This window comes from Bradyrhizobium manausense (assembly GCF_018130615.1).
GTDB lineage: Bacteria > Pseudomonadota > Alphaproteobacteria > Rhizobiales > Xanthobacteraceae > Bradyrhizobium > Bradyrhizobium manausense_A.
In genome coordinates this window covers 164,403-187,496 of record NZ_JAFCKB010000009.1, presented here as the reverse complement: position 1 = coordinate 187,496, position 23,094 = coordinate 164,403, and the positions used below count along the sequence as shown (strand labels likewise).

Below are 23,094 nucleotides of genomic sequence, written 5' to 3'. Positions count from 1 at the left end.
TGCGCGCCGCCGCCCGCATGGGTATCAGACGGCCATTGGCGGGGCGTGGAGAGGACGCGATGGCGGACGAGAGCATCATTCCGGCGGCCGAGACGGTGGATGTCGTCGCGCGCCTGAAGCGCCGCGTGATCGAGGATGCGATCCCGCTGTGGTCGACAGTCGGCTGGGACCATGCCACGGGTGGTTTTATCGACCGGCTGCATCGCGATGGCAGCGCAGATGCGGCTGCGCCGCGGCGGGTGATGGTGCAGGCGCGCCAGATCTATTGCTACGCCAAGGCGGCGCAGATGGGCTGGTATCCCGAGGGGCGCGCCATCGCGCTGAAGGGGCTGGAGCACCTCCTGGCAAAGGCGAAGGCGCCCGACGGCAAGCCCGGCTATGTGCACCGGCTGACGCCGGAGGGGGCTGTGCTGGACGCGCGGCGCGACGCCTACGACCACGCCTTCATCCTGTTTGCGCTGGCGACCGTCTATGCGCTCGACCAGGACGCACAAATCCGCGCCGAGATCGACGCGCTGCTCGCCTTCCTCGACGGCCATCTGCGCTCCCCGCATGGTGGCGTCCATGAAAGCCTGCCGGTGTCGCTGCCGCGTCGGCAGAATCCGCACATGCATCTGTTCGAGGCGATGATCGCGTGTTTCGACGCGACCCACGATCTGTCGTTCCAGAACCGCGCCGGCGAGTTCTTCGCGCTCTTCCTCGCCAACCTCTACGACAAGCGGAAATGCGCGCTCGGTGAATATTTCGAGGAGGACTGGTCGAAGATCGAGCCGGTCAGCGTCGAGCCCGGCCACCAGGCGGAATGGGTGTGGCTGCTGAAAGGGTTCGAGCGCATCACGGGATGTCCGACCGGGCCGCGGCGCGCCGAGTTGCTTGCGACCGCGCTGCGCTATCGCGACACGGCCACCGGCTGCCTCGTCGACGAGGGCGACGACACCGGCAACATCCGCCGCAGCACACGCCGGCTGTGGCCGCAGACCGAGATGGCAAAGGCGTGGATCGCGCAGGCCGAGTCCGGCGAGGCGGGCGCAGCGGAGGAGGCGCGCGCGGCGCTGGTGCGGCTCGAACGGCATTACCTCAGCCATCCCGTGCGGGGCGGCTGGTACGATCAGTTCGACAGCGACGGCAAATCGCTGGTCGACACCATTCCTGCGTCGTCGTTCTATCATGTTCTCTGCGCGGTCACGGAAGCGGAGCAGGTGCTGGAGGGCTAGAGCTCTCTTGTTTTGACGCGTTTTCTTCACGCGAACCGGTTCCCACTTCGCTTGAAAACGCTTTGTCAGAGCCACCGCTTGCGCCGCTTGAAGCTCTTGAGGTTCTTGAAGCTCTTGCGCTGGTCGCCGGCGCCGCCGAGATAGAACTCCTTGACGTCCTCGTTGTCGCGCAGCTCGTCGGCGGTGCCGTCGAGCACGACCTTGCCCTGCTCCATGATGTAGCCGTGGCTCGCCACCGACAGCGCAGCGCGCGCGTTCTGCTCGACCAGTAGGATGGTGACGCCGAGGTCGCGGTTGATCTTCTGGATGATGGAGAACACCTCTTTCACCAGCAGCGGCGACAGGCCCATCGAAGGCTCATCCATCAGGATCATCTTCGGACGCGCCATCAGCGCGCGGCCGATCGCGAGCATCTGCTGCTCGCCGCCGGAGAGATAGCCGGCAAGGCCGGTGCGCTCCTTCAGGCGCGGGAAATAGTTGAAGACCATGTCGAGGTCGGCATCGACCTCGCGATCCCTGCGGGTGAAGGCGCCGAGCTTGAGGTTTTCCAGCGACGTCATGTCGGCGACGATGCGGCGGCCTTCCATGACCTGGAAGATGCCGCGACGGACGATCTTGTCCGGATCGATGCCGGCGATGGGCTCGCCCTCGAACAGGATCTCGCCGCGCGTGACCTCGCCGTCCTCGGTCTTGAGCAGCCCCGAGATCGCCTTCAGCGTCGTCGACTTGCCGGCGCCGTTGGCGCCCAGCAGCGCCACGATCGCGCCCTTGGGCACGTCGAGGCTCAGTCCGCGCAGCACCAGGATGACGTCGTCATAGACGACCTCGATGTTGCGCACGGCGAGGAGGGGCGGTGCGGGTACGACGCTCGGGGAGGGGCGCCCGATGTGAGCCGTTTCACTCATGGTCAGTTGCTCTCTCGATGTCGTCGCAGCTTCATCCCGTCATTCCGGGGCGGTCCGCAGGACCGAACCCGGAATCTCGAGGTTCTCAGGTGCGCAATCGCGCACCATAGTTCGATGCTTCGCATCGCCCTGGAACGACGAGCGGACTACGGGCTCACCAGCCCAGCAATTCCGGCTTGCGCGGCAGCTCGACGGTCTTGACCTTCTCGAGCTTGATCGTGCCCTTGGCCATGAGGTCGTTGAGCTCGCCGTCGGTGGGGCCCGAGATCTTGGTGCGATAGAGGTCGACCTTCAGCGTGCCGCGGTGATCCTTGTCGGTCCAGGTCGAGGGATTGCAGACACCTTCCAGGCCTGCCGGCACCCAATCCTTCTTCTGATAGAAACCCTTCACGACGTTGTCGCCGGTGGCGCCGCCGTTCTTGGCGGCCCAGTCGAGCGCTTCCTTCATGTAGAGCGACGAGCAGACCGCAGCGACATAGTGCACGGGGCGATAGACCTTGCCGGTGGGGTCGGACATCTTCGAGATCTCCATCACCGTCTTCATGCCCGGCGCATCGCCGCCCCAGCTCACCGGCGTGCGCAGCGGGAAGATCACGCCATTGGCAGCATCGCCCGCGGTCTTGGCGGCGTTCTCGTCCATGCCCCAGACGTTGCCGAGGAACTGGATCTCGACGCCCGCGGTCTTGCAGGCCTTCATCACCGAGATGTTGGAAGCTGCGGTGTTGCCGAGATAGGCGTAATTGGCGCCCGACGATTTCAGGCTCAGGCACTGCGCGCTGTAGTCGCCCGGCGTCAGCGCGAACACCAGCGGCGGCAGCACCTCGAAGCCGAGCTCCTGCGCCATGGCCTCGCCGGCGGCCTTCGGCGCGTTCGGATAGGGATGGTTGGCGCCCATGTGGACGAATTTCGGCTTGCCGGGCTTGCCCTTGGCCTTCCAGTCTTCGGCCGCCCACATCAGCATCGCCCGCAGCGCGTCCGAATAGCTCGGACCATAGAAGAAATTATAGGGCGCCGGCTTGGCCTTGCCGCTGACGCCTTCGGGATCGGTGAGAGCGGCGGCGTAGGAGCCGGACAGGTCGGGGATCTTGTCCTGGGCGAGGAAGCCGGTCAGCGCCTCGGTATCCGCGGTGCCCCAGCCCATGATCGCGGCAACCTTGCTGTCGGGAGCCGACCACTTCTTGTAGAGCGCGATCGCCTTCGGCACCTGGTAGCCGTAATCGTTGGTGTCGACGTTGAGCTGCTTGCCGCCGATGCCGCCGTTCTTGTTGACCCAGGCGAACGTGTCGGCGACGGCCTGGCCGTAGGGCGTGCCGACGTCGGAGGTGCCGCCGGAATAATCGGCGAGATGGCCGATCGCGATCTGCGCCTGCGCGCTCGCGGAGAATGCCGCGATCACAAGCGCGAGCGATGCGGTGCTCAAAAGGGACTTCATCGTCATGGGTCGGTTCCTCCAGTTTATTGTTTAAGTGAAGTTGCCCGGGCTCAATGCGAGAACGGGTAGAGTTTCCAGTACGCCTTGATCTGCCGCCAGCGATGCGCGAGGCCGTCGGGCTCGAACATCAGGAACGCGATGATGATCAGTCCGATGGTGATTTCGCGCAGGAAGGTGATGTTGTTGTTGAGCGCCAGCGCCTTGTCGATCGCGCCGCCCTTCAGGTACAGGCTGAGCAGCTCGATCGATTCCGGCAGCAGCACCACGAAGGCGGTGCCCATCAGCGTGCCCATGATCGAGCCGGTGCCGCCGATGATGATCATGGCGAGAAACAGGATCGAGCGTTCGATGCCGAAGCCCTCCTGCGACACGACCTGCTGGTAGTGCGCGTAGAGCGCGCCGGCGATGCCGGCGAAGAAGGCGGCGAGACCGAACGACAGCGTGCGGTATTTGGTGAGGTTGATGCCCATGATCTCCGCGGAGAGATAATGGTCGCGGATCGCCACCAGCGCGCGGCCGTCGCGGGTGCGCATCAGGTTGGTGACGAGGATGTAGCTCGCCAGCACGTAGGCCAGCACGACGTAGAAATACTGCCTGTCGCCGCGCAGCGTGTAGCCGAAGATCGAGAACGGATTCGCGCTGGCCGGCACCGAGCCGCCGGAGAACCATTCGGCGCGGGAGAAGAAGTCGAGCAGGATGTATTGCGCAGCCAGCGTGGCGATGACGAGATAGAGCCCCTTCAGCCGCGCCGCCGGGATGCCGAAGATCAGTCCGACCAGCGCGGTGACGATTCCCGCAAGTGGGATCGCGAAGAACACCGGGATCGGTGCGTTGTTGGAGATGTAGGCCGAGGTGAAGGCGCCGAGCAGGAAGAAGGCGGCGTGGCCGATCGAGATCTGGCCGGTGAAGCCGACCAGGATGTTCAGCCCCAGCGCCGCGATCGAGAAGATGCCGATCTGGATCAGGATGCTGAGCCAGTAGCCGCCGAGGACTTGCGGAACGAGGCAGAGCAGCAGCACGCCCGCAATCGCAAAGTTGCGGCTGGTCGTGGTCGGGAAGATCGTGGTGTCGGCCGCATAGGAGGTGCGGAAATCACCAGCAGGGATGAGGGCAGGGCCGGCCATGGGTCAGATCCGTTCGATGTCGTGGGTGCCGAATAGGCCGTAAGGCTTGATCATCAGCACGATGATGAGGACGTAGAACGGCGCGATCTCGTAGAGATTGCCCCAGTGCAGGTACTCGCTGTCGACATACTGCGCGACGTTCTCGAGCAGGCCGATGATGATGCCGCCAAGCACCGCGCCGCCGACGGAATCGAGCCCGCCGAGGATCGCTGCCGGAAACACCTTGATGCCGTAGGCGGCAAGGCCGGAGGAGACGCCGTTGACGACGGCGACGACCACGCCCGCCACGGCGGAGACGGTCGCCGAGATCGCCCAGGCCATCGCAAACACGCTCTTCACGGATATGCCGAGCGATTGCGCGACCTGCTGGTTGAACGCGGTGGCGCGCATCGCCAGGCCATACTTCGAAGCGCGGAAGAACCAGGCCATGCCGATCATCATCGCGACCGAGACCACGAGGCTCATGACATAGACGGTCTGGACCTGGAGGCCGAACAGGCCGACCGACTGGCTCTCGAACACGCGTGGGAAGGGCTGCGGGTTGACGCCGAACATCCATTTCAGCGTCGCCTGCAGCACGGTGGAGAGGCCGATCGTCACCATGATCACGGAGATGATCGGTTCGCCGATCATCGGGCGCAGGATCAGGACCTGAATCGCGATGCCGAACACGAACATGAACACCAGCGTCATCGGCATGCCGATCCAGAACGGCACCTGGTATTTGGCGAGCAGCGCCCAGCACACCCAGGCGCCGACCAGCAGCAATTCACCTTGCGCGAAATTGACGACTTGCGTCGCCTTGTAGATCAGCACGAACGACATCGCGACCACGCCATAGAGCGTGCCGACCACGAGGCCGTTGACCAGGAGCTGGATGAGGAAGGCGGTGTTCATGTCGGTTCCGTGTTATCTTCGCCTCGCCCCGCTTGCGGGGAGAGGCCGACGCGCGGAACGCGCGGCGGGTGAGGGGGAGTCTCCGCATGCGAGGTGCTGACGAATCCAAGACCGAGCGCGCCAGACACTTGCGAGCCGCGTTGACGGATGCGGAAGGGAAACTCTGGTATCGCCGGTTCTGGAACAACGATGTGTCGACCAATCTGGTCGGGGTTCTCGAAACGATTGCCACCGCCTGCGCGGAGGCTCCCCCTCACCCGGATCGCTGACGCGCTCCGGCCTCTCCCTGCAAGCGGGGAGAGGCGAAGGGCAGCACCGTTCGCCATGGATACCTGTCTCACTCCGCAGCCTCCGCCATCGGGCCATGTCCACCGAGGTCCACGACCCGCAGTGTGGTGCGGACGCGCTGCGTGGTGCCGTCCTGGAAGCGGATCACGGTGTCGACGGGGATGTCGGCGTCGCCGCGATAGATCGCGTCGATGATTCCAGCGTATTTTTCGTTGATGACGCCGCGGCGAACTTTTCGCGTGCGGGTCAGCTCGCCGTCGTCGGCATCGAGCTCCTTGTAGAGCAGGAGGAAGCGCGAGATGCGCTGGGCCGGCGGCAGCGTGGCGTTGACGGTCTCGACCTCCTTCTGGAGCAGCTTGTAGACTTCGGGCCGGGAGGCGAGGTCGCTGTAGGTCGTGAACGAGAGCCGGTTCTTCTCCGCCCATTTCGAGATGATGGAGTAGCGGATGCAGATCATCGCGGCGAGCGCGTCGCGGCCGGCTCCCAGCACAACGGCTTCCGCGATGTAGGGCGAGAACTTCAGTTTGTTCTCGATGAATTGCGGCGAGAAACGCTCGCCGCGCGAGGTCTCCGCAAGATCCTTGATGCGGTCGATGACGACGAGCTGGCGGTTCGCGTTGAAATAGCCGGCATCGCCCGACAGCATCCAGCCGTCCCTGATGTCGGCGACGCTCGCTTCAGGGTTCTTGTAATAGCCGAGGAACATGTTGGGATGCCGCACCACGATCTCGCCGACGCCGTGGACGTCGGCATTGTCGATGCGGATCTCGACATTGTCGGCCATCGGCACGCCGGTGGTGTCGGGGTCGACCTTGCCCTCGGGATGCAGCGTGTAAGCCCCCAGCAACTCGGTCTGGCCGTAGAGCGTGCGCAGCGGCACGCCCATGGCCTGGAAGAACTTGAACGTGTCGGGCCCGAGCGCGGCGCCGCCGGTGGCCGCCGAGCGCAGGCGGGTGAAACCGAGCCGGTCGCGCAGCGCGCGGAACAGGATCGCATCGGCGAAGCCGGAGCGCTTGCCTTGTTCGAGCGCGGCGAGACCGGACTTCATGCCGATGTCGAACAGGCGCTGCTTGAACGGCGTCGCGTCCATCACCTTGGCGCGGACGTCGGCGGCGATCGTCTCCCAGACGCGGGGCGCGAACAGCACGAACGTCGGCGCGATCTCGCGCAGATCATTCATCATCGTGTCCGGCTCTTCGACGAAGTTGATCTTCATCCGGCAGAGCAGGCCTTTGCCGAGCACATAGACCTGTTCCATGATCCACGGCAGCGGCAGCACGGAGACGTACTCGTCGTCGGGGCCCTTCGGGTCGAAGGCGAGATAGGTCGCGCAGTGCCCGAGCACGCGGCCGGCAGCGAGCATCGCGAGCTTTGGATGCGACGTCGTGCCCGACGTGGTGCAGAGAATCGCGACGTCCTCGCCCTTGGTCGCATCCACGAGGCGATCGTAGAGGTCCGGTTCGCGGGTCGCGCGGGCGCGGCCGAGTTCGGCGAACTTCTCCGCCGACATCAGGCGCGGGTCGTCATATTTCCGCATGCCGCGCGGGTCCGAATAGATGACGTGCTTCAGTTTCGGCACGCGCTCGGCCAGCGCCAGCAGCTTGTCGACCTGCTCCTCGTCCTCGGCGAAGACGAGCTGGGCCTCGCCATAGTTGAGGAGATATGATGCCTCTTCGTCCAGCACATCGCGATAGAGCCCCAGGCTCAATCCGCCGATCGCATGGGTCGCCACTTCCGCCGCAACCCAGTCCGGCCGGTTGTCTCCGATGATGCCGATGACGTCGCCGCGGCCGAGGCCGAGTTCGACCAGCCCGAGCGCGAAGTCGCGCACGCGGGTCTGGTAATCGTTCCAGGTGAAGGGGCGCCAGAGGCCGAGATCCTTTTCACGCAGAGCGATCTCGTTGCCGTGCTCTCTGGCATTGAGCCGGAGCATTTTCGGATAGGTATCGGCCTGCGCGACGCGCCCTGCATAATCCATCATGCGGCGCACTCCGGAGCCTCGGGCTTGTCGTCGGGATCAGTGAGCACCTCGTCCTCTTCACCGAGATAGGCACGCTTGACGTGGGGATCGGCGAGCACAGCGGCCGGATCGCCTTCGGCGATCTTCTTGCCGAAATCCAGCACCATGACGCGATGGGAGATATCCATCACCACGCCCATGTCATGCTCGATCATCACCACCGTCATGCCGAACTCCTCGTTGAGATCGACGATGTAGCGGGCCATGTCCTCCTTCTCCTCGAAGTTCATGCCGGCCATCGGCTCGTCGAGGAGGATGAGGCGCGGCTCCAGTGCCATGGCACGGGCGAGCTCGACGCGCTTGCGCAGGCCGTAGGAGAGGGTGCCGGCTTGCGCTTTCCGCACCGACTGGAGATCGAGGAAGTCGATGATCTCCTCGACCTTGCGGCGATGTTCGAGCTCTTCCTTGCGCGCGCCGGTGAGCCAGTACAGCGAGCCCGTGAGGAAATTGTTCTTCAGCAGGTGATGGCGGCCGACCATGATGTTGTCGAGCACGCTCATGTGGTGGAACAGGGCGAGGTTCTGGAAGGTGCGGCCGATGCCGAGTTTGGGGCGCGCATTCGGCGTCAGGCCGGTGATGTCACTGCCCTGGTAGAACAGCTGGCCTTCGGTCGGCTTGTAGCGACCGGAAATACAGTTCACGATCGAGGTCTTGCCGGCGCCGTTGGGACCGATGATCGAGAACAGCTCGCCTTCCCTGATGGCAAAGCTGACATCGGTCAGCGCGCGGACGCCGCCGAACCGCAGGGACACGCCGCGCACTTCGAGACTGGTAGCCACCAAACAAATCCCTCCCGGTGATGGCGCGTTCAGCGGCGCTCTTCGTCCGTTCCTCTCGGGCGATCCTAGTACGGTCGTGCCGGTGAGGCCATGCAGCACATGGTCCCGACCGGAGCCGCGCCACTTTCGCACCCGTTTGGGATCAAAAGCCGCAACACCCGAGGTGGCTCTCAATAGGGGAAAGCGCTATTTTGAAATGTCTCCGGCCTGACAATTCTGCGACAAAGTTTTTCGGGCGGCAGCCACATCCATCTTTCGTAGGATGGTGGTCGGAACGATCGTGCTGCAGTGCAGCAGGCGGATGGGGTGACGAAACGGTGCGGCTGGCTTCGGGGTCATGATTTCAGAGGATCAACTGAAGCGCGTCGCCGCGTGGTCGCGCGAGCTCACGCCGGCGGAGATCGAGGTCGCCCGCGCCGGGATCACAGAGCGGTCCTACGGCACCGGCGAGACCGTGTTCATGCGCGGCGACAAGTTCGATTATTGGGCCGGCATGGTGAGCGGCCTCGCCCGCATGGGCGGGGTCTCGCGCGACGGCAAGGAGACGAGCCTTGCGGGGCTTACGGCGGGCGCCTGGTTCGGCGAGGGCAGCGTGCTCAAGAACGAGCTGCGCCGCTACGACGTGGTCGCGCTGCGCGTCAGCCGCGTCGCCCTGATGGAGCGCAGCGCCTTCATGTGGCTGTTCGAGAACAGCGTCGGCTTCAACCGCTTCCTGGTGCGCCAGCTCAACGAGCGGCTCGGCCAGTTCATTGGCATGCTCGAGGTCAACCGGACGCTGGATGCGACCTCTCGGCTTGCCCGGAGCATTGCCTCGCTGTTCAACCCGATCCTCTATCCGGAATCGACTGCGCATCTGGAGATCACCCAGGAGGAGATCGGGGCGCTCTCCGGCATGTCGCGCCAGAACGCCAATCGCGCGCTGAACCGGCTCGAGAAGGAGGGGCTGCTGCGCCTCGAATACGGTGGCGTCACCATCCTCAATGTCGAGCGGCTGCGCGGCTACGGGGATTAGAGCGTTTTCGAGCGAACGATTTATCGGAACGGGGCCCTAGCGGGCATTGGCGGGCGCGTGCACCGGCCAGAGGTCGGCGCGCCAGCGGATCGCGATGGCCAGCATCGCGATGAAGCCTCCGGCGGCGTAGAGCGACCCCGTCGCCGAAAAGCCGATGAGGTCGATCAGGCTGCCGGCCGCGAGCAATCCGATCGGCAGACCGTAGATCACCATCATGCGCACGCCCATGACGCGCCCGCGCAGGTGCGCGCTGGCGGTCCGCATCAGGATCACGGCAGCCGAGATCATCGACAGGCTCTGGGCGATGCCGGCCAGCACGAGGCAAGCCATGGCCACGGGCATGGTCTTGATTTCGACGAACACCAGCAGCAGCGTGTACCAGGCCAGCGTGGCGCCGATCAGCAGCCGGGCAATGCGCAGGCCGCCGACCAGGCTTAGCGTGACGGAGCCGATCAGCGAGCCCAAGGCGAAGCTCGCCGAGAGATAACCGAGGCCGGTCTGGTCGGTATGAAAGATGTCGCGCGCGATGTAGGGCAGCAATCCATTGGTCAGCGGAAACGCGGTGAGATTGACAAGGAACGCGACGCAAAGCGCGGCCAGCATTGCCGGCCCGTTCCAGGAATACACGATGCCTTCCTTGAGATCACGCAGCAGTCGCGAGCCCGAATGGCTCCCAGCCGCGCGATGCGCGGCGGACTTTGCCGGCCGGGTCAGGCACAGCATCAGGAGGGCGGCCACGACATACAGGCAGGCGATCACTGCATAGACCTTGCCGATCCCGAAGGTCGCGAACAGTCCGGCTCCCGTCAGCGCCCCGGCGATGCGCGCGCTGTCCTGGGTCGTGCGTGACAGGCTGATCGCCCCCACCAACAGCTCGGCCGGCATGATGTCGGCGAGAAGTGCGCTGCGAAGGCCGAGATCCGAGGAGCGGATCAGGCCCATGATCGTCACGATGATCATCACCTTGAACGGCGCCAGATGCCCGGTCAGCGCCAGCACCATGATGGTCGAGGCGAGGACGGTATAGGTGAGACGCAGCACGACAAGAAGATCGCGGTGACCCATGCGATCACCGACCATCCCGAGCACCGGAGCAATCAGCGTTCCGACATATTGCAGCGACGCCAGTATGGTGAGCAGCAGCACCGAGCCTGTCTCGACCAGGATGTACCAGCCGAGCACCAGCGTCTCGATCTCGAACGCCCAGGAGGTGAGCAAGTCCGACGGCCACTGAAAGCGATAGTTGCGGATGCGGAATGGTGCGAGCGCCGAACGCCGTGCGGCTGGGCTCACAACGCGATGACGCCTGTCACGGCGATTCCCTTACTCTTCTTATTTGTCATTTCCTCAGCAGGGTAGTACCGGCGATGCGGGTGTCAATTGGTGCCACTGCATGCGGCCATGCTTGCCGGCGACGTACTATGCGCCAGTGCACCCGCAGCATCGCCGCGCCGTTGGACCTGTTGCTGGGAGGGGGTAGACCGGTCGCCCGCTTGCTCTTCCGCCTCGCCGAGGCCATTCTGGCCCACATCGTGGGCCATCCGGTATGGCCCAGCAGATCGCGCCATCGCGGCTTCCGCGAGGTCTTGGGCCATGAAGTGCTCGGGTTGCGGTTTCGAGGTCCAGAGCGGCTTTGCCTTCTGCCCGAAGTGCGGCACGAAGCAGCCGAACGCATGCCCTGGCTGCGGCTTTCCATGCGCGCCGGATTTCGCCTATTGCCCGAAGTGCGGCGTCCTCGTCTGCGAGGTCCCTGCAGGCGGCCAGGCATCGGCGCGGACGAGCCCGACGACCGCTCCGATCCGTTCCTCCTCTCCGCCGCTCGTGCCGAGGGCGGAGGCTCAAGCCGAATTTGGGCCTCGCTCGGGTGAGGTCGAGGGCGAAGCGAACCGCCGCACCATCACCGTGCTGTTTGCCGATCTCAGTGGCTTTACCGCGATGAGCGAGCGGCTCGATCCAGAGGTCATGCAGTCGCTCCAAAACGAATTGTTCGAGGAGTTGACGGCCGCGGTGCAAGGCTTTGGCGGTTTCGTGGACAAATTCATCGGCGATGCGCTGCTTGCCCTGTTTGGTGCGCCGACGGCGCACGAGGACGATCCGGAGCGGGCGGTCCGCGCTGCCCTCGACATGATCGGGCGGACGGCGCGCCTCAGCGAACGTGCGAAGGCGTATGCCGGTTCACCGCTTCAGCTCCATGTCGGCATCAACACCGGACACGTCGTCGCGGGCGGGCTCGGTGTGGGCGCTGCCAAATCCTATTCGGTGACCGGCGATACGGTGAATACCGCCCAGCGACTGCAGTCGATGGCGGCTCCGGGCGAGGTGCTGGTCGGACCGTTGACCCACCGTCTGACGCGGCATGCGTTCTCCTACGACTCGCTTGGCGACGTCTCGCTCAAGGGCAAGATGGGCAGCGTATTGGTCCACCGTCTGAAGGAGCCGCTCGATACACCCCGTGCGGCGCGAGGCCTCGACATGCTGGGCCTCAATGCGCCGCTGATCGGCCGTGACGCCGAGGTTGCGCGCATGATGGGCAGCCTTGATCTGGCGTGCGGCGGCGCGGCTCAACTGGTGCGGCTGGTCGGTGAAGCCGGCATCGGGAAAACGCGCCTGGTCAGCGAATTCATCGCCCGCATCCGCGACGAGGATCGTTTCGCAGGCGTGGCGATCCGGCAGGCAGCTTGCTCGCCGCTCGGCGAACAATCCTACGGCGCGCTCGCCGCCGTGCTGCGCAGCGCCTATGGCATCGCGCAGAAGGCCGGCGCCACAGAGGCGGAGGCGAAAGTCGCCGAAGCGCTGGCGGAGCTTGGCCTCGCGACCGACGAGGCCGACCGCCTGATGCCCCTCTATCTGCACGTGCTCGGCCTCGGCGACCCCAACGCCGCGCTCAGGCATGTCGAGCCCGAACAGCTCCGCCGGCAGATATTCTTCGCGATTCGCACCGTCTTCGAACGCCGCCTGGCCCTGTCGCCGCTGTTGATCATCGTCGAGGACCTGCATTGGGCTGATGCGGTGTCGCTTGAAGCGTTGCGGTTCCTGACGGACCGGCTGGAGCGGACGCGCCTGATGCTGCTGTTTACGCATCGGCCGATGCTGGAACTGGATCAGTTCGGCTCGAGCAGGATCAGTCACACAACCCTTCGGCTGCCTCAGCTCGGCGATGCTGATGGACAAAGGCTGCTCGCGGCCTACTTCAGTCAGGGCTGGTGCGAACCGCCGGGGCGTCTGTTCAGTCGCATCCTCGACCGCGCCGGCGGCAATCCGCTTTTCCTCGAGGAGATCATACGCGGCCTCATCGAAGCCGGCACCTTGGGGCGCGACGGCGCGCAGTGGCGGATAACGTCCGATGATGCCGCCGCCGATATTCCGGCGAGCATTCAGGCGTTGTTGCTGGCGCGCCTCGACCGGTTGCCGCATCAGGTGCGCCACCTGGCACAGGAAGCGGCGGTGATCGGTCCGCGTTTTGATGTCGCGGCTCTCGCTGCGGCGGCAACCGAGCCGGCAAGGGTCGAGGTCGGGCTCGAACTTCTGTGCGACGCGGAAATCATCGAGGAGATCGCGGGATCGAACTCGATTTCGTTGCGGACCTACCGCTTCACGCAAACCCTGCTTCAGGACGTGATCTATCAAAATCTGCTTCTGCAGCGGCGGATCGAGCTTCATGGAAGGATTGGTGCCGCACTGGAGCGGCTCCATGGCAACGAGCCCGAGCGCCTCGAAGATCTCATCCTGCTCGGACATCACTTCAGTCTGAGCGCGAGCAAGCCGAAAGGCGCGCGCTATCTGCGCGTGGCCGGTGATCGCGCAGGCGCCAGCTATGCCAATGACGATGCGCTTCGCTTCTACCAGCAGTCCCTTGCCGTGTTGTCGGCCGGCAGTGAAGGAGAGCCGGAACGCCTCGTCCTGCACGAGCGCATTGCCGACCTCTGCCGCGTGGCCGGGCGCCGAAGTACGGCCGAGGAGCATTATCGATGTGCGCTGGAGGGACACCGCACGGCGGAGGAGCGCATCGGCGAAGCGCGGATTCTTCGCAAGCTCGGCCAGTTGTTTTGGGACGCCGGCAAGCGCGTCAGGGCGGAAACGCACTACGCAGATGCGGCTGAGCGGCTTGGCGGGACCGACGCGCCGATCGAATGGGCGCACCTCTTGCAAGAGCGCGGTCGTCTCGCCTTTCGCGTGGGTGATCACGTCGCCGCCGCAAGATGGGCAGACGAGGCGCTCGGCTATGCCCGGTCTGTACCGCCGGACGCGGACGAGCGGGTCGGGCTCGAAGCGGCTCGTGCCATTGCGGAGGCCCTCAATACCAAGGGGGTCGCGCTGGCGCGGCTTGGACGATACCCGGAGGCGGTGCGCGAGGTGGAGCAAAGTGTCGCGGCAGCGGAAGCCGCAGGCCTCCTCAACGTGGAGTGTCGCGGCTACACCAACCTTGGCGTGCTCTACACGCTGGTCGATCCGGCGCGAGCCATCGAGGTCTGCCGGCGCGGGCTCGATGTCGCGCATCGTATCGGCGATCTCGGCTTTGTGGCGCGCCTCCTTGCGAATTATGCCGTTGCCTGTTGCACATTCACGGACCGGTGTAGCGGCGAGGGTGTTCCGGCTGCCGAAAAGGCGATCGAGATTGACCGTGCGCTCGATCAGCGCGAGCATCTGCCGGTACCCTTGATCGTGCTCGGGCAGATCCACCAATGCCATTTCCGGCCCGATCTGGCCGCGCGCTGCTACCACGAGGCGATCGAGGTCGCGACTGAGACCGGTGAGCCGCAGCAGCTTTTTCCGTGCTATGATGGTCTTGCGACCTTGAACCTTGATCGAGGCGACATGCCGGAGGCCGAGCGTTATTTCGCGATGGCCCATGATGTCTGTAACCGGCACGGGCTCGATCCCGCAGGGCTGATCGTACTGCCGTTTCTTGACTAGCCAATATGAGGGAGTTCAACCATGTCAGGCCGTGATGTCGATGGACCGCTTCAACCGGGCGATCGCGCACCGAACGTCGTGCTGGATGCCATCACACGCACAGGAAAGATCGCGCTCGAGGATTACCGCGGGCATAGTCCGATATTGGTCGGCTTGTTCAGGGGCTTGCACTGCCCGTTCTGCCGGCGCCATATCGCGGCGCAGGCCCAGCTTGACGGCGCGCTGCGCGGAAAGGGCGTCGAAAGTCTCACGGTCGTCAATACGCCGACCGACCGGGCGCGGCTCTACTTCCGCTATCATCCTCTGCCCAACCTGCTCGCAGCGTCCGACCCCGAGCGGCTCTCGCATCGCGCGTTCGGCCTGCCCAATCTCGAGTTCACGGAAAACGAGACCGAGTGGCCGCGCAAGGTCGCCATGGGCGTCGTCATGAGCATGCAAGTCGACATGCCCGGCGAATTGCCCGGCCCGATGAACCGGCCTGCGGCCGCCGAGTATCTCAACAACAAGGACGGCTACGAGATGACCGAAGCCGATCAACGCATGGCGGCGAGCGGCACAGGCCAGCTGTTCGGCCAGTTCCTGCTCGATCGGGAAGGGATCGTGCGCTGGACGTTTACCGAGGTTCCGGACGGCGGCCAGCGCATGTTCGGAGCGCCGAGCCATCAGGAGCTGATGTCGGCCGTCTCACAAGTGGCAAGCTAACCCAAAGAAGATCAGCTCGCCGTCCTCGGCCGTTTCTCCGCCAGCGCCGCTGCCATCGCCGAGATCAGCGGCCGCATGAAATAGGCCTCGTCCGGGGGCGAGATGTCGGTGCGCAAACCATGCGCGGCGAGTTCGCCCGAGACTGCCGGTCCGACTGAGGCGATCAGTGTCCGCTCGAGTCCCGCGCGCAGCTTCGCCTCGCTGCCATGCGCCTGGGCCGCCTCGATCAGCCGGCGGACCTGGCCGAGATTGGTGAGCGCGATGGAATCGATGCGTCCCTCCGCCATGTCATCGATGGCGGCGACGATGTTGGCGTCCGCAGCCCTCGAGTCATAGGCATAGGGCAACACGGTGTCGACCTCGGCGCCTTGCGCGGCCAGTGCGCCGGTCAGTGCGCTGTGGTCCTTGTCCGGATAAAGCTGAAGGCCGAGGCGATGTCCCTTCAAGTCAAGCCTGGCGAGCATCTCGATCACGCCCTCAGTGGTCGGTTTCTCGGTGGTCTGCTGCGCCTCGAGCGAGATTTCGCGTAACGCCTTGCCGGGCTTCGGGCCGCGGGTGAATTTTCGCGATTTGGCGAGCGCCCCGACAAAGGCCTGGTCCAACGCGCGGATGCGCGCGAGCTTCATGATCCGCCGCAGGCCTTCGCCGGTCATCAGCACGAGGTCGTCGAGCGGTTTGTCGATGGTACGACGGATCCAGGCCTCGACCGGGGCGGGGTCCGGCGCATCCTGGATGGCGAACATCGGACATTGCACGACCTCGGCACCCTGTTCGGCCAGGAGCTTCGAGAACTGCGCCTCCTCGCGGGTTTCGAGGATCAGGATGCGGGTGCCGGTCAAACGGTCGGCCATGGGCGTGCTCCGGTGCAGTGGGCGCTTCATCCTGCCTCCTGGCGTGGGATTGGCGCAAGGTCACCAGCGATGATACAGCAAGCCATGCGAGAGTTCCTCAGAATAGCCGTCGCTGTGGTAGCGGTCCTGGCTGCCTATTTCGGATACGTGTATCTGCACCGGCTGGCGTTCTTCGAGCCGCGGGTTCGCGACGCACGCATGCTGATGAGCGTTCTGGACAACTATTACACGGCAAAGGGAGCTTATCCGGCTCTTTATCCGGTTCTGCAGAAATATGATGTCCCCGTTGCCGTGGTCCTTGAGGTGCTGGCGGACAGCAGCGTGGACTTTGGCTCCCGCGTCAAATTCAACGATCCCGACCGGGCGGCCCGCTACGTATCGGTCGATGGCAAGAGCTACGGGCTGCTCTATCACTTCGAAAAGCCCGGTCTGCCCCCGACGTGCATCGTGGAGGTCGGCGCCCGCAATACGGGCTGGTGGGGACAGCCGCCATCGTGCCCTTGGTAACATGGCAGTCATCTAAGAGGTTGGCCCGGCGACGCGCCCGGTGATAGAGCAGGGGTGCGAATCCAGGTTATCCAAGGCCCTTGCCCAAAGTTCAGTCAGCGCCATGCCCGATCATCAATATGTTCTGACCCTGTCCTGTCCGGATCGCCCCGGCATCGTCTCGGCGGTCTCGACCTTTCTGGCCCATAATGGACAGAACATTCTCGACGCCCAGCAGTTCGACGACGTCGAGACCAAGAAGTTCTTCATGCGCGTCGTGTTCACCGCGGCCGATCTTGCCGTGGAATTGTCCGCGCTCCAGACCGGCTTTGCCGCGATCGCCGAGCGTTTCGGCATGGAGTGGCAGATGCGCGACCGCGCCGCGCACCGCAAGGTGATGCTGCTGGTGTCGAAGTCCGACCACTGCCTGGTCGACATCCTCTATCGCTGGCGCACCGGCGAATTGCCGATGACCTTGGCTGCGATCGTCTCCAACCATCCGCGCGAGGTCTATGCCGGGCTCGATTTCGGCGGCATCCCGTTCCACTATCTGCCTGTCACCAGGGAGACCAAGAGCGAGCAGGAGGCGCAGATTCTCGATCTCGTCGCCAAGACCGGAACCGATCTGGTGGTGCTCGCCCGCTACATGCAGATCCTGTCGGATGATTTGTCGGCCGAGCTGTCCGGCCGCTGCATCAACATCCATCACTCGTTCCTGCCGGGCTTCAAGGGCGCAAAGCCCTATCACCAGGCCCATGAGCGCGGCGTGAAGCTGATCGGCGCAACCGCGCATTACGTCACGCGCGATCTCGACGAAGGTCCGATCATCGATCAGGACGTCGAGCGCATCAGCCACCGCGATACGCCGGAAGATCTGATCCGCAAGGGCCGCGATATCGAGCGCCGCGTGCTGGCGCGGGCGATCCGCTATCACCTCGACGACCGCGTCATCCTCAACGGCCGCAAGACGGTCGTGTTCGTGGATTGAAGATCTTGCAGCCCGATCAGGCCAACGCCTTGCCGGGGTCCGGCTCCGCGAACGGGGGCTGGTCGATACGCCCGATCCTGGCGGTCCTGATTGTGCTGTCCGTTGCCGTATTCTGCGTCTCAGCCGCGAATGTTTCCAAGCTCTATCCTGAATATCAAATCGTGTACGGGTCCGCCGCGCTGACATCGGCGCTGATGGCGGTCGCGCTGTTTGCACCCGCTTTTCTGCTCTTCGTCGTTGCCGAGTTCAGTATCGGCTACTTCGTGGGTTTCTACCTCTGCTCCATGGTGCTGGGCTATCTGTGGCTGAGCTTCTTCTCGCTCCGCGCCTATGACCACGAGGCTGCACGGCTGTCCGCTGCCGCGTCGGCGATTGTCTTTCTCCTGCCCGTGCTGTTCCTGCGATCGTCCTTGCCGCAGATTCGAATGCTGTCGGTCAAATCGTTCGATCGCCTGCTCCTGGTTCTCTTCCTGGTTTGCGCGGCGACTGTCGCCGTCGGGGCGGCTTACAATTTCAGATTTGTGTCACCTGACAATGCGTCCCTGCTGCGGACCGACGCGCTGCCAACCAGCGTGAATTATCTGATCGGCATCACTTCGGGCTCGCTGCTGCCGTTCCTGTTCGCGTACTGCGTCGCGCGGAAATCGTTTTGGCGGGCCGGTGCGGTCGTGCTGCTGATGCTGCTCTACTACCCGATCGCCGTCAGCAAGATGGCTTTCTTCGCGCCGGCCTGGTTGATCGTTCTCGCCTTGCTCGCAAGATTGTTCGAGGCGAGGGTGGTTGTTGTTCTGTCGTTGTTGTTGCCGATCGTTGCCGGAGTTTTGCTCTTCACCTTCCTCGGGGGCATTGGTCCGGTCGTTCGGTTTGCAGGGGCCTACCATTTCATCGTGAACTTCCGATTGCTCGCGGTCCCGTCGCTCGCACTCGACCTCTACAACGAATTTTTCGCCAGTCACGAGCTCACCCATTTCTGCCAGATCAAGGTGTTGAAGCCGTTCATCGCCTGCCCCTATCAGGATCAGTTGGGGGTCGTGATGCTGAAGTATTTCCCCGGAGGCGGAACCTACAACGCCTCCCTGTTCACCACCGAGGGGATCGCCTCCGTGGGCATGCTCTATGCGCCGGTCACGGTCTTCCTTTGCGGAATGGTGATCGCTTTCGGAAACCGGGCATCGGCTGGCCTGCCGGCGTCTTTCGTTCTGGTATCGGGAGGCATGCTCGTGCAGAACCTCCTGAACGTTCCGCTTTCAACGGCCCTGCTGACGCATGGCGGGGCTCTGCTCTTCCTGCTCTGGTACCTGATGCCGCGGGACGCCTTGCCTGCCAGCGGCAAGTAACCTCCGCGCAAGCAGCCGACGAACCCCGCGCTGCGGAATTGTCGGTGCGAGCAAGGCGACGCGCGTCAGGCGCGTAATGGCTCCGCCTCGAACGAAGCACGCTTCTTCAGGAGCAGGCCGAGGAGCAGCGGCCACACGATCTGAATGCCTATGCTGGTCGTCGCAATCATGTTGTCGAACAGATTGTAAACGACGAACGTATTGAGGAGCGCAAGAGAGGGAACTGCGAGCGGCGATGTGCGGATCACGCCGATATAGGCGTACAGAATGAAGATGAAGACAGCGAACGTCGTCAGGACGCTGAACCATCCGAAGAAGATCCATGATCGGCTGAACACGCTCGAAACGTTGAAGTTATCTGAAAATTCGGGGATGTTCCTGTCCGGACTGACGCCGAGCCTGGGCAGGATCCGATGCGAGATCGCATCCGGCAGAAGTTCGCTCACGGCGTATTCTGGAATCTTCTTCAGATCGTATGGTGGCTTGACGGTCGAGACGGCGTACTGAAAGTTCGCAAGCGGGCCGGTTGAATAGAGAAACAGCCAAAACGCGACTGGCCCGAGGTTTGATCCGTGGAATGCTTCAGTCGCGTGCCCCAGGCCATTGACATTACCGCTTCGCGCTTCGCCAAATTTGGCGGCACCAAAGAGCAGCAGTGTTCCGAGGGCGACCATACTCACGACATGGCTCACTCGGATGCGCGGGAGATAAATAAGGAAGACGAAAACCCAGGACGTCAGCACGATCAGTGCGGGTCCCCGGTAGACGATCGAAAGAAGGAAGATGATTGGAAGCGTAGCCTCGCCAAGATAGCGCCAGCGCACGCGGCCGGTCTCATAGAGGAAGTCGGCGAAGCGGATGGTGGAGAACACGCTGCCGAACGTGACCGCGAAAACATGCAGCGAGGGCATGCCCTTGAAGGACGTGTAGTGAAACTGCCCGCGGATCATGTCGATCAGGGGCACGCTGCCGGCATAAGCAAGATCGGCGGCAAAGCAGGCGAGAGGCACGGCGACCGCCCAGCCCGGCAGGAGGCCTGCACGGTAGGCCCTTATCGAACGAACCCGGGGTTGCACCAGCCAGCCTGCGACGCCCGCAACGACAAAGCTGAACGCGAAGAACAGCACCAAGCCCCGCGTCGTCGGGGGATATATCTCGGACCATCCCAGCTGATAGATCGCAATAGCGCTGCCAAAAGTAAGGATGTAGATCAAGAACGGATTGGCGAGCATTGAAGCGGCTTCCTCTGAGTGGCCGCGAACCTATCCTCGTACCACAGGCTGAATCAAGCCTCGCTTAGCCACGGCACGGCCACAACTGAGGCAGATCTATCCAAACCGAACCGCAATCTTGTGACACGATTGACCTCGTGAAAGCGTGTCTCTCGATGGCATTCTTGCCGTGCAGGGCGCCCATGATGAATGAACGAGATGTTCGGACCAGAAGGAGCCAAGTTGAGCAACTCAATTACGCTCATGCAACTTGCATTTGTGTCGACGTTGGGGATATCAAAGCTGGCCGCTGAATTCTGTCCCGTGCCGAAAAGCGGTCTTTTGGTGAGACGCTCGAGATTGAGTGCGATATTCTCAGCAGCGTGCTGCGCGCGACCGTGGATTCAATAGTGTGCCGAGCTTTAGTGTTATCCTACCGGTTCGCAACGGCTGGCCGTATGTCCAGGACTGTGTCCAAAGCATTCTGGCCCAGACTTACCCGGATTTCGATCTCATCGTCCTGGACAATCAGAGCACCGACGACACCGTTCCCTGGCTGAGGTCCCTGGGAGACAGTCGCATTCGGCTGTACGGGTCGTCGTCGTCGCTTTCGATCGTCGATAGCTGGGCGCGGGCTGTCGGGGTCGAGAAGCGGGAATACATGACGTTGATCGGCCACGACGATCTGCTCGATCCCGATTTCCTCTTGACCATCAATCGCGCCATCGGACGGTTCCCCGACGCGAAGCTCTATCAGACCGGCTTTCGCTTCATCGACACGGTCGGCCAGACGATTCGCGCCTGTCGCCCGGTCCCTGAACGAGAGACCCCTGCGCAATATTTGGAAGGCCGGCTCACGTACCAGCGCGACGTCAGCGGGACCGGCGTCGTCATGCGATCGGCTGATTATGATCGGATCGGCGGCATTCCACATTTCGAGCGGCTATTCTTCGCGGATGATGCCCTGTGGTTGTCCCTGATGCAGGGGGGCTACAAGGCGTTCGATCCGGCCGACCTCTGCGCGATCCGAATGCACCCGCGGAAAGAATCGACCACGCAGCCGTCGGCCTGGCCTTCTTTGCTGTCCGGGCTCAATCAGTTCGCGGATTTCCTCGACGTCTACATCCAGTCGGATAGCGACGCACAGGCCGTGGTGTCGAAGCACGCTGCCGGCTTCATGCTGAGATATCATCGAAACCTGTACATCCTGGCGCTGCTGGAGGCGTGCCAGATGGGCCGCAGGATCGATGCTGCGGCCGCGGACAAGCTCGTCGCATCGCTTGGCAAGCGCGAGCCCGCGATGGCTGCCTCGATCCGGGCGTCGCTCCCGCTCAAGCTCATCGAGGCGCTCAACATGTCGCCAATGCGCCGAACGGCGGTTCCGCTGTGGGAGTTGTACCGTCGCTTCTGGATGCACGCGGAATGAGCCGACGGGCGCTCGTCCGCGAATTGGCGGGAGGAGCCCTAAGGCGAGTTTTAAGGCGCGGCGGCTGAATGCCGCTCGCCGTCCGGCCGTCGGACCCGGGCGCTCCATGTCGTGATGTTCAGTTTTTTTCGCACCATCAACAGACATGCGACATCCATCGCCGCGAGGCAGAAAGCGGTGCTGGAAGCAGCTCCGACGGCTCCATACGAGGGCACCAGCACCAGATTGCCGATGACGTTGGCGACGGCCGTCGCCCCGATGATGTTGCGCATTTGCTTGCCGTGGCCGGTCATGATGAGCAGCGTTTCGACCGGTCCGATTGCGATCATGACCAACTGCCCAAGCGCCAGGATTCGCAGTGGCCAGGCACCCTGTTCGAATTGTGGACCGAAGAATCCCAGAACGATCTCCGGGAAAATCAGAAGAGCCAATATGACCGGGAGTGTGGCCGCCAGCATCGAGAACGTGCATTGACGGGCCAGCCGTGCCAGCGCCGCATCGTCGTGCTGAGCGTGCAGGGCCGCAAATTGCGGTCCGGCAACGCTGTTCACCGACGCCATCACGAATGTCGTCGTCAGGATCGTGAGCCGCCGCGCCACACCGTAGAAGCCGACTTCGCTGGGATCAGCATAGCTGCCCAGAGCAAGAATATCGGTCCAGTTCATCGCCAGATATCCAAAGCTCACGAACAGCAGCGGCATGCTGGTTCGCAGCAGGAGCCGTATGTCGAACGCGCCTTGCTGCCGCCAGATGCCGGGCCGGCGCCGGCTCCAGAGCACGAAGCCGACGAGCATGCAAGCAAAGGCCACGACAACGTAGGTGATCATCACTGCCTGGAAATCGATCGCGGCGAGATACCAGAGGACCACGCCCCCGATCAGCAACACGAGTGGCGGCAGCATCGAGTGGATCAAGGTGCCGGTCCCGGGAGCGCCAATTCCCTTGTAGAACTCGGCCTGGATCGCCCGCACCGCGACGGGTGCGAACGATAGAACCACCAGCGGAAGCATGGCTTGGAGTTCGCCGGCTCTGTTTCCCCCGAGGCCGATCAGGGAAACGATCAGCCATGCGGGGATGGCAATGATGATTGCGGCGCCCACGGCGAGCCCGAGGCTTCTTCGGTAGAGCGCCGCGAGGCCGGCCCGGTCGCCTTGCGTGTTGGCGATGGCCGTGAAGCGCAGAACGGCGCTCTCCATGCCGAGGCGCGAGACCGTCGCCCCGATATCAACAATGGTCGTCGAGATGAAATAGAGCCCGACGCCGGAGGCGCCAATCACGCGGGCAAGCAGCACATTGAACAGGAACGAGAAGCCCGCACCGGCAACCAGCGCGGAAAATACACTGGCAGCCCCAATGGAGTTGCGGTTCAAGTACCGGCGAAAAGTCTTCATTTGACTCCGGAAAGAAGACGGCGTCCTGGCCGTCCGTCACCTGGGCTTGCGCTGTGATGGCTGAGAATCGAGAGCCGAGAGCTGACGCCGGTCTCTGAGATCGTCCGCGGCGGAACA

General features: G+C 63.6%; 19 protein-coding genes. 9 read left to right on the top strand and 10 right to left on the bottom strand.

What is annotated here, in order from left to right:
* Positions 1-59: 59 nt before the first annotated feature.
* Positions 60-1,214 (top strand): AGE family epimerase/isomerase, encoded by a 1,155-nt coding sequence (locus JQ587_RS19240; protein ID WP_212426261.1) that lies wholly within the window; start codon positions 60-62, stop codon positions 1,212-1,214.
* 65 nt (positions 1,215-1,279) lie between these two features.
* Here the strand turns inward: JQ587_RS19240 and JQ587_RS19235 are convergent, their stop codons facing one another.
* The 4 genes from JQ587_RS19235 to JQ587_RS19220 form a co-directional block, all read right to left on the bottom strand.
* A complete protein-coding gene (locus tag JQ587_RS19235) occupies positions 1,280-2,119 on the bottom strand; it encodes an ABC transporter ATP-binding protein (RefSeq protein WP_212426260.1) in 840 nt (279 codons plus the stop codon).
* 154 nt (positions 2,120-2,273) lie between these two features.
* A complete protein-coding gene (locus JQ587_RS19230) occupies positions 2,274-3,557 on the bottom strand; it encodes an ABC transporter substrate-binding protein (RefSeq protein WP_212426259.1) in 1,284 nt (427 codons plus the stop codon).
* Between the two features lie 44 nt (positions 3,558-3,601).
* A complete protein-coding gene (locus JQ587_RS19225; RefSeq protein WP_212426258.1) occupies positions 3,602-4,675 on the bottom strand; it encodes a branched-chain amino acid ABC transporter permease in 1,074 nt (357 codons plus the stop codon).
* A gap of 3 nt (positions 4,676-4,678) precedes the next feature.
* Complete coding sequence (locus JQ587_RS19220) at positions 4,679-5,572, bottom strand: branched-chain amino acid ABC transporter permease (protein WP_212301281.1); 894 nt, start codon at positions 5,570-5,572, stop codon at positions 4,679-4,681.
* Between the two features lie 86 nt (positions 5,573-5,658).
* Here JQ587_RS19220 and JQ587_RS19215 point away from each other — a divergent pair, with 86 nt between their 5' ends.
* Positions 5,659-5,841 carry a hypothetical protein gene (locus tag JQ587_RS19215; RefSeq protein ID WP_212426257.1) on the top strand — a complete coding sequence of 61 codons (183 nt, stop codon included), beginning with the start codon at positions 5,659-5,661 and terminating at the stop codon, positions 5,839-5,841.
* A 68-nt stretch (positions 5,842-5,909) separates the two neighbouring features.
* Here JQ587_RS19215 and JQ587_RS19210 read toward each other — a convergent pair whose 3' ends face one another.
* Positions 5,910-7,841 carry a long-chain fatty acid--CoA ligase gene (locus JQ587_RS19210; protein ID WP_212301280.1) on the bottom strand — a complete coding sequence of 644 codons (1,932 nt, stop codon included), beginning with the start codon at positions 7,839-7,841 and terminating at the stop codon, positions 5,910-5,912.
* A complete protein-coding gene (locus JQ587_RS19205; protein WP_212301279.1) occupies positions 7,838-8,659 on the bottom strand; it encodes an ABC transporter ATP-binding protein in 822 nt (273 codons plus the stop codon). The genes JQ587_RS19210 and JQ587_RS19205 overlap by 4 nt, the downstream gene beginning before the upstream one ends.
* 337 nt (positions 8,660-8,996) lie before the next feature.
* On the opposite strand from JQ587_RS19205, the gene JQ587_RS19200 reads away from it, so the two are divergent.
* Positions 8,997-9,671 (top strand): Crp/Fnr family transcriptional regulator, encoded by a 675-nt coding sequence (locus JQ587_RS19200; RefSeq protein WP_212301278.1) that lies wholly within the window; start codon positions 8,997-8,999, stop codon positions 9,669-9,671.
* A 36-nt stretch (positions 9,672-9,707) separates the two neighbouring features.
* Here JQ587_RS19200 and JQ587_RS19195 read toward each other — a convergent pair whose 3' ends face one another.
* On the bottom strand, positions 9,708-10,964 hold the full coding sequence (locus JQ587_RS19195; RefSeq protein ID WP_212426256.1) for an MFS transporter: 1,257 nt from the start codon (positions 10,962-10,964) through the stop codon (positions 9,708-9,710).
* A 300-nt stretch (positions 10,965-11,264) separates the two neighbouring features.
* On the opposite strand from JQ587_RS19195, the gene JQ587_RS19190 reads away from it, so the two are divergent.
* Entirely contained in the window at positions 11,265-14,585 is a 3,321-nt protein-coding gene (locus JQ587_RS19190; protein WP_212426255.1) for an adenylate/guanylate cyclase domain-containing protein, read from the top strand.
* A gap of 21 nt (positions 14,586-14,606) precedes the next feature.
* Positions 14,607-15,287, top strand: a complete 681-nt coding sequence (locus tag JQ587_RS19185) for a redoxin domain-containing protein (protein ID WP_212301276.1) — start codon at positions 14,607-14,609, stop codon at positions 15,285-15,287.
* Positions 15,288-15,298: 11 nt separating this feature from the next.
* On the opposite strand, the gene JQ587_RS19180 is transcribed toward JQ587_RS19185, so the two are convergent.
* Positions 15,299-16,138 carry a uroporphyrinogen-III synthase gene (locus tag JQ587_RS19180; RefSeq protein WP_212426254.1) on the bottom strand — a complete coding sequence of 280 codons (840 nt, stop codon included), beginning with the start codon at positions 16,136-16,138 and terminating at the stop codon, positions 15,299-15,301.
* Between the two features lie 69 nt (positions 16,139-16,207).
* On the opposite strand from JQ587_RS19180, the gene JQ587_RS19175 reads away from it, so the two are divergent.
* The 3 genes from JQ587_RS19175 (at position 16,208) to JQ587_RS19165 (ending at position 18,949) form a co-directional block, all read left to right on the top strand.
* Complete coding sequence (locus JQ587_RS19175) at positions 16,208-16,645, top strand: hypothetical protein (RefSeq protein WP_212426253.1); 438 nt, start codon at positions 16,208-16,210, stop codon at positions 16,643-16,645.
* A 103-nt stretch (positions 16,646-16,748) separates the two neighbouring features.
* Positions 16,749-17,612 (top strand): formyltetrahydrofolate deformylase, encoded by an 864-nt coding sequence (gene purU / locus JQ587_RS19170; protein ID WP_212301273.1) that lies wholly within the window; start codon positions 16,749-16,751, stop codon positions 17,610-17,612.
* 5 nt (positions 17,613-17,617) lie between these two features.
* Positions 17,618-18,949 (top strand): hypothetical protein, encoded by a 1,332-nt coding sequence (locus tag JQ587_RS19165; protein ID WP_212426252.1) that lies wholly within the window; start codon positions 17,618-17,620, stop codon positions 18,947-18,949.
* A gap of 65 nt (positions 18,950-19,014) precedes the next feature.
* Here JQ587_RS19165 and JQ587_RS19160 read toward each other — a convergent pair whose 3' ends face one another.
* Positions 19,015-20,181, bottom strand: a complete 1,167-nt coding sequence (locus JQ587_RS19160) for a hypothetical protein (RefSeq protein WP_212301271.1) — start codon at positions 20,179-20,181, stop codon at positions 19,015-19,017.
* A 391-nt stretch (positions 20,182-20,572) separates the two neighbouring features.
* Between JQ587_RS19160 and JQ587_RS19155 the strand changes: the two genes are divergently transcribed.
* Positions 20,573-21,586, top strand: coding sequence for a glycosyltransferase (locus tag JQ587_RS19155; RefSeq protein WP_212301270.1), 1,014 nt, complete (start codon positions 20,573-20,575; stop codon positions 21,584-21,586).
* A 50-nt stretch (positions 21,587-21,636) separates the two neighbouring features.
* On the opposite strand, the gene JQ587_RS19150 is transcribed toward JQ587_RS19155, so the two are convergent.
* Complete coding sequence (locus tag JQ587_RS19150) at positions 21,637-22,977, bottom strand: oligosaccharide flippase family protein (protein WP_212301269.1); 1,341 nt, start codon at positions 22,975-22,977, stop codon at positions 21,637-21,639.
* Between the last annotated feature and the right edge of the window lie 117 nt (positions 22,978-23,094).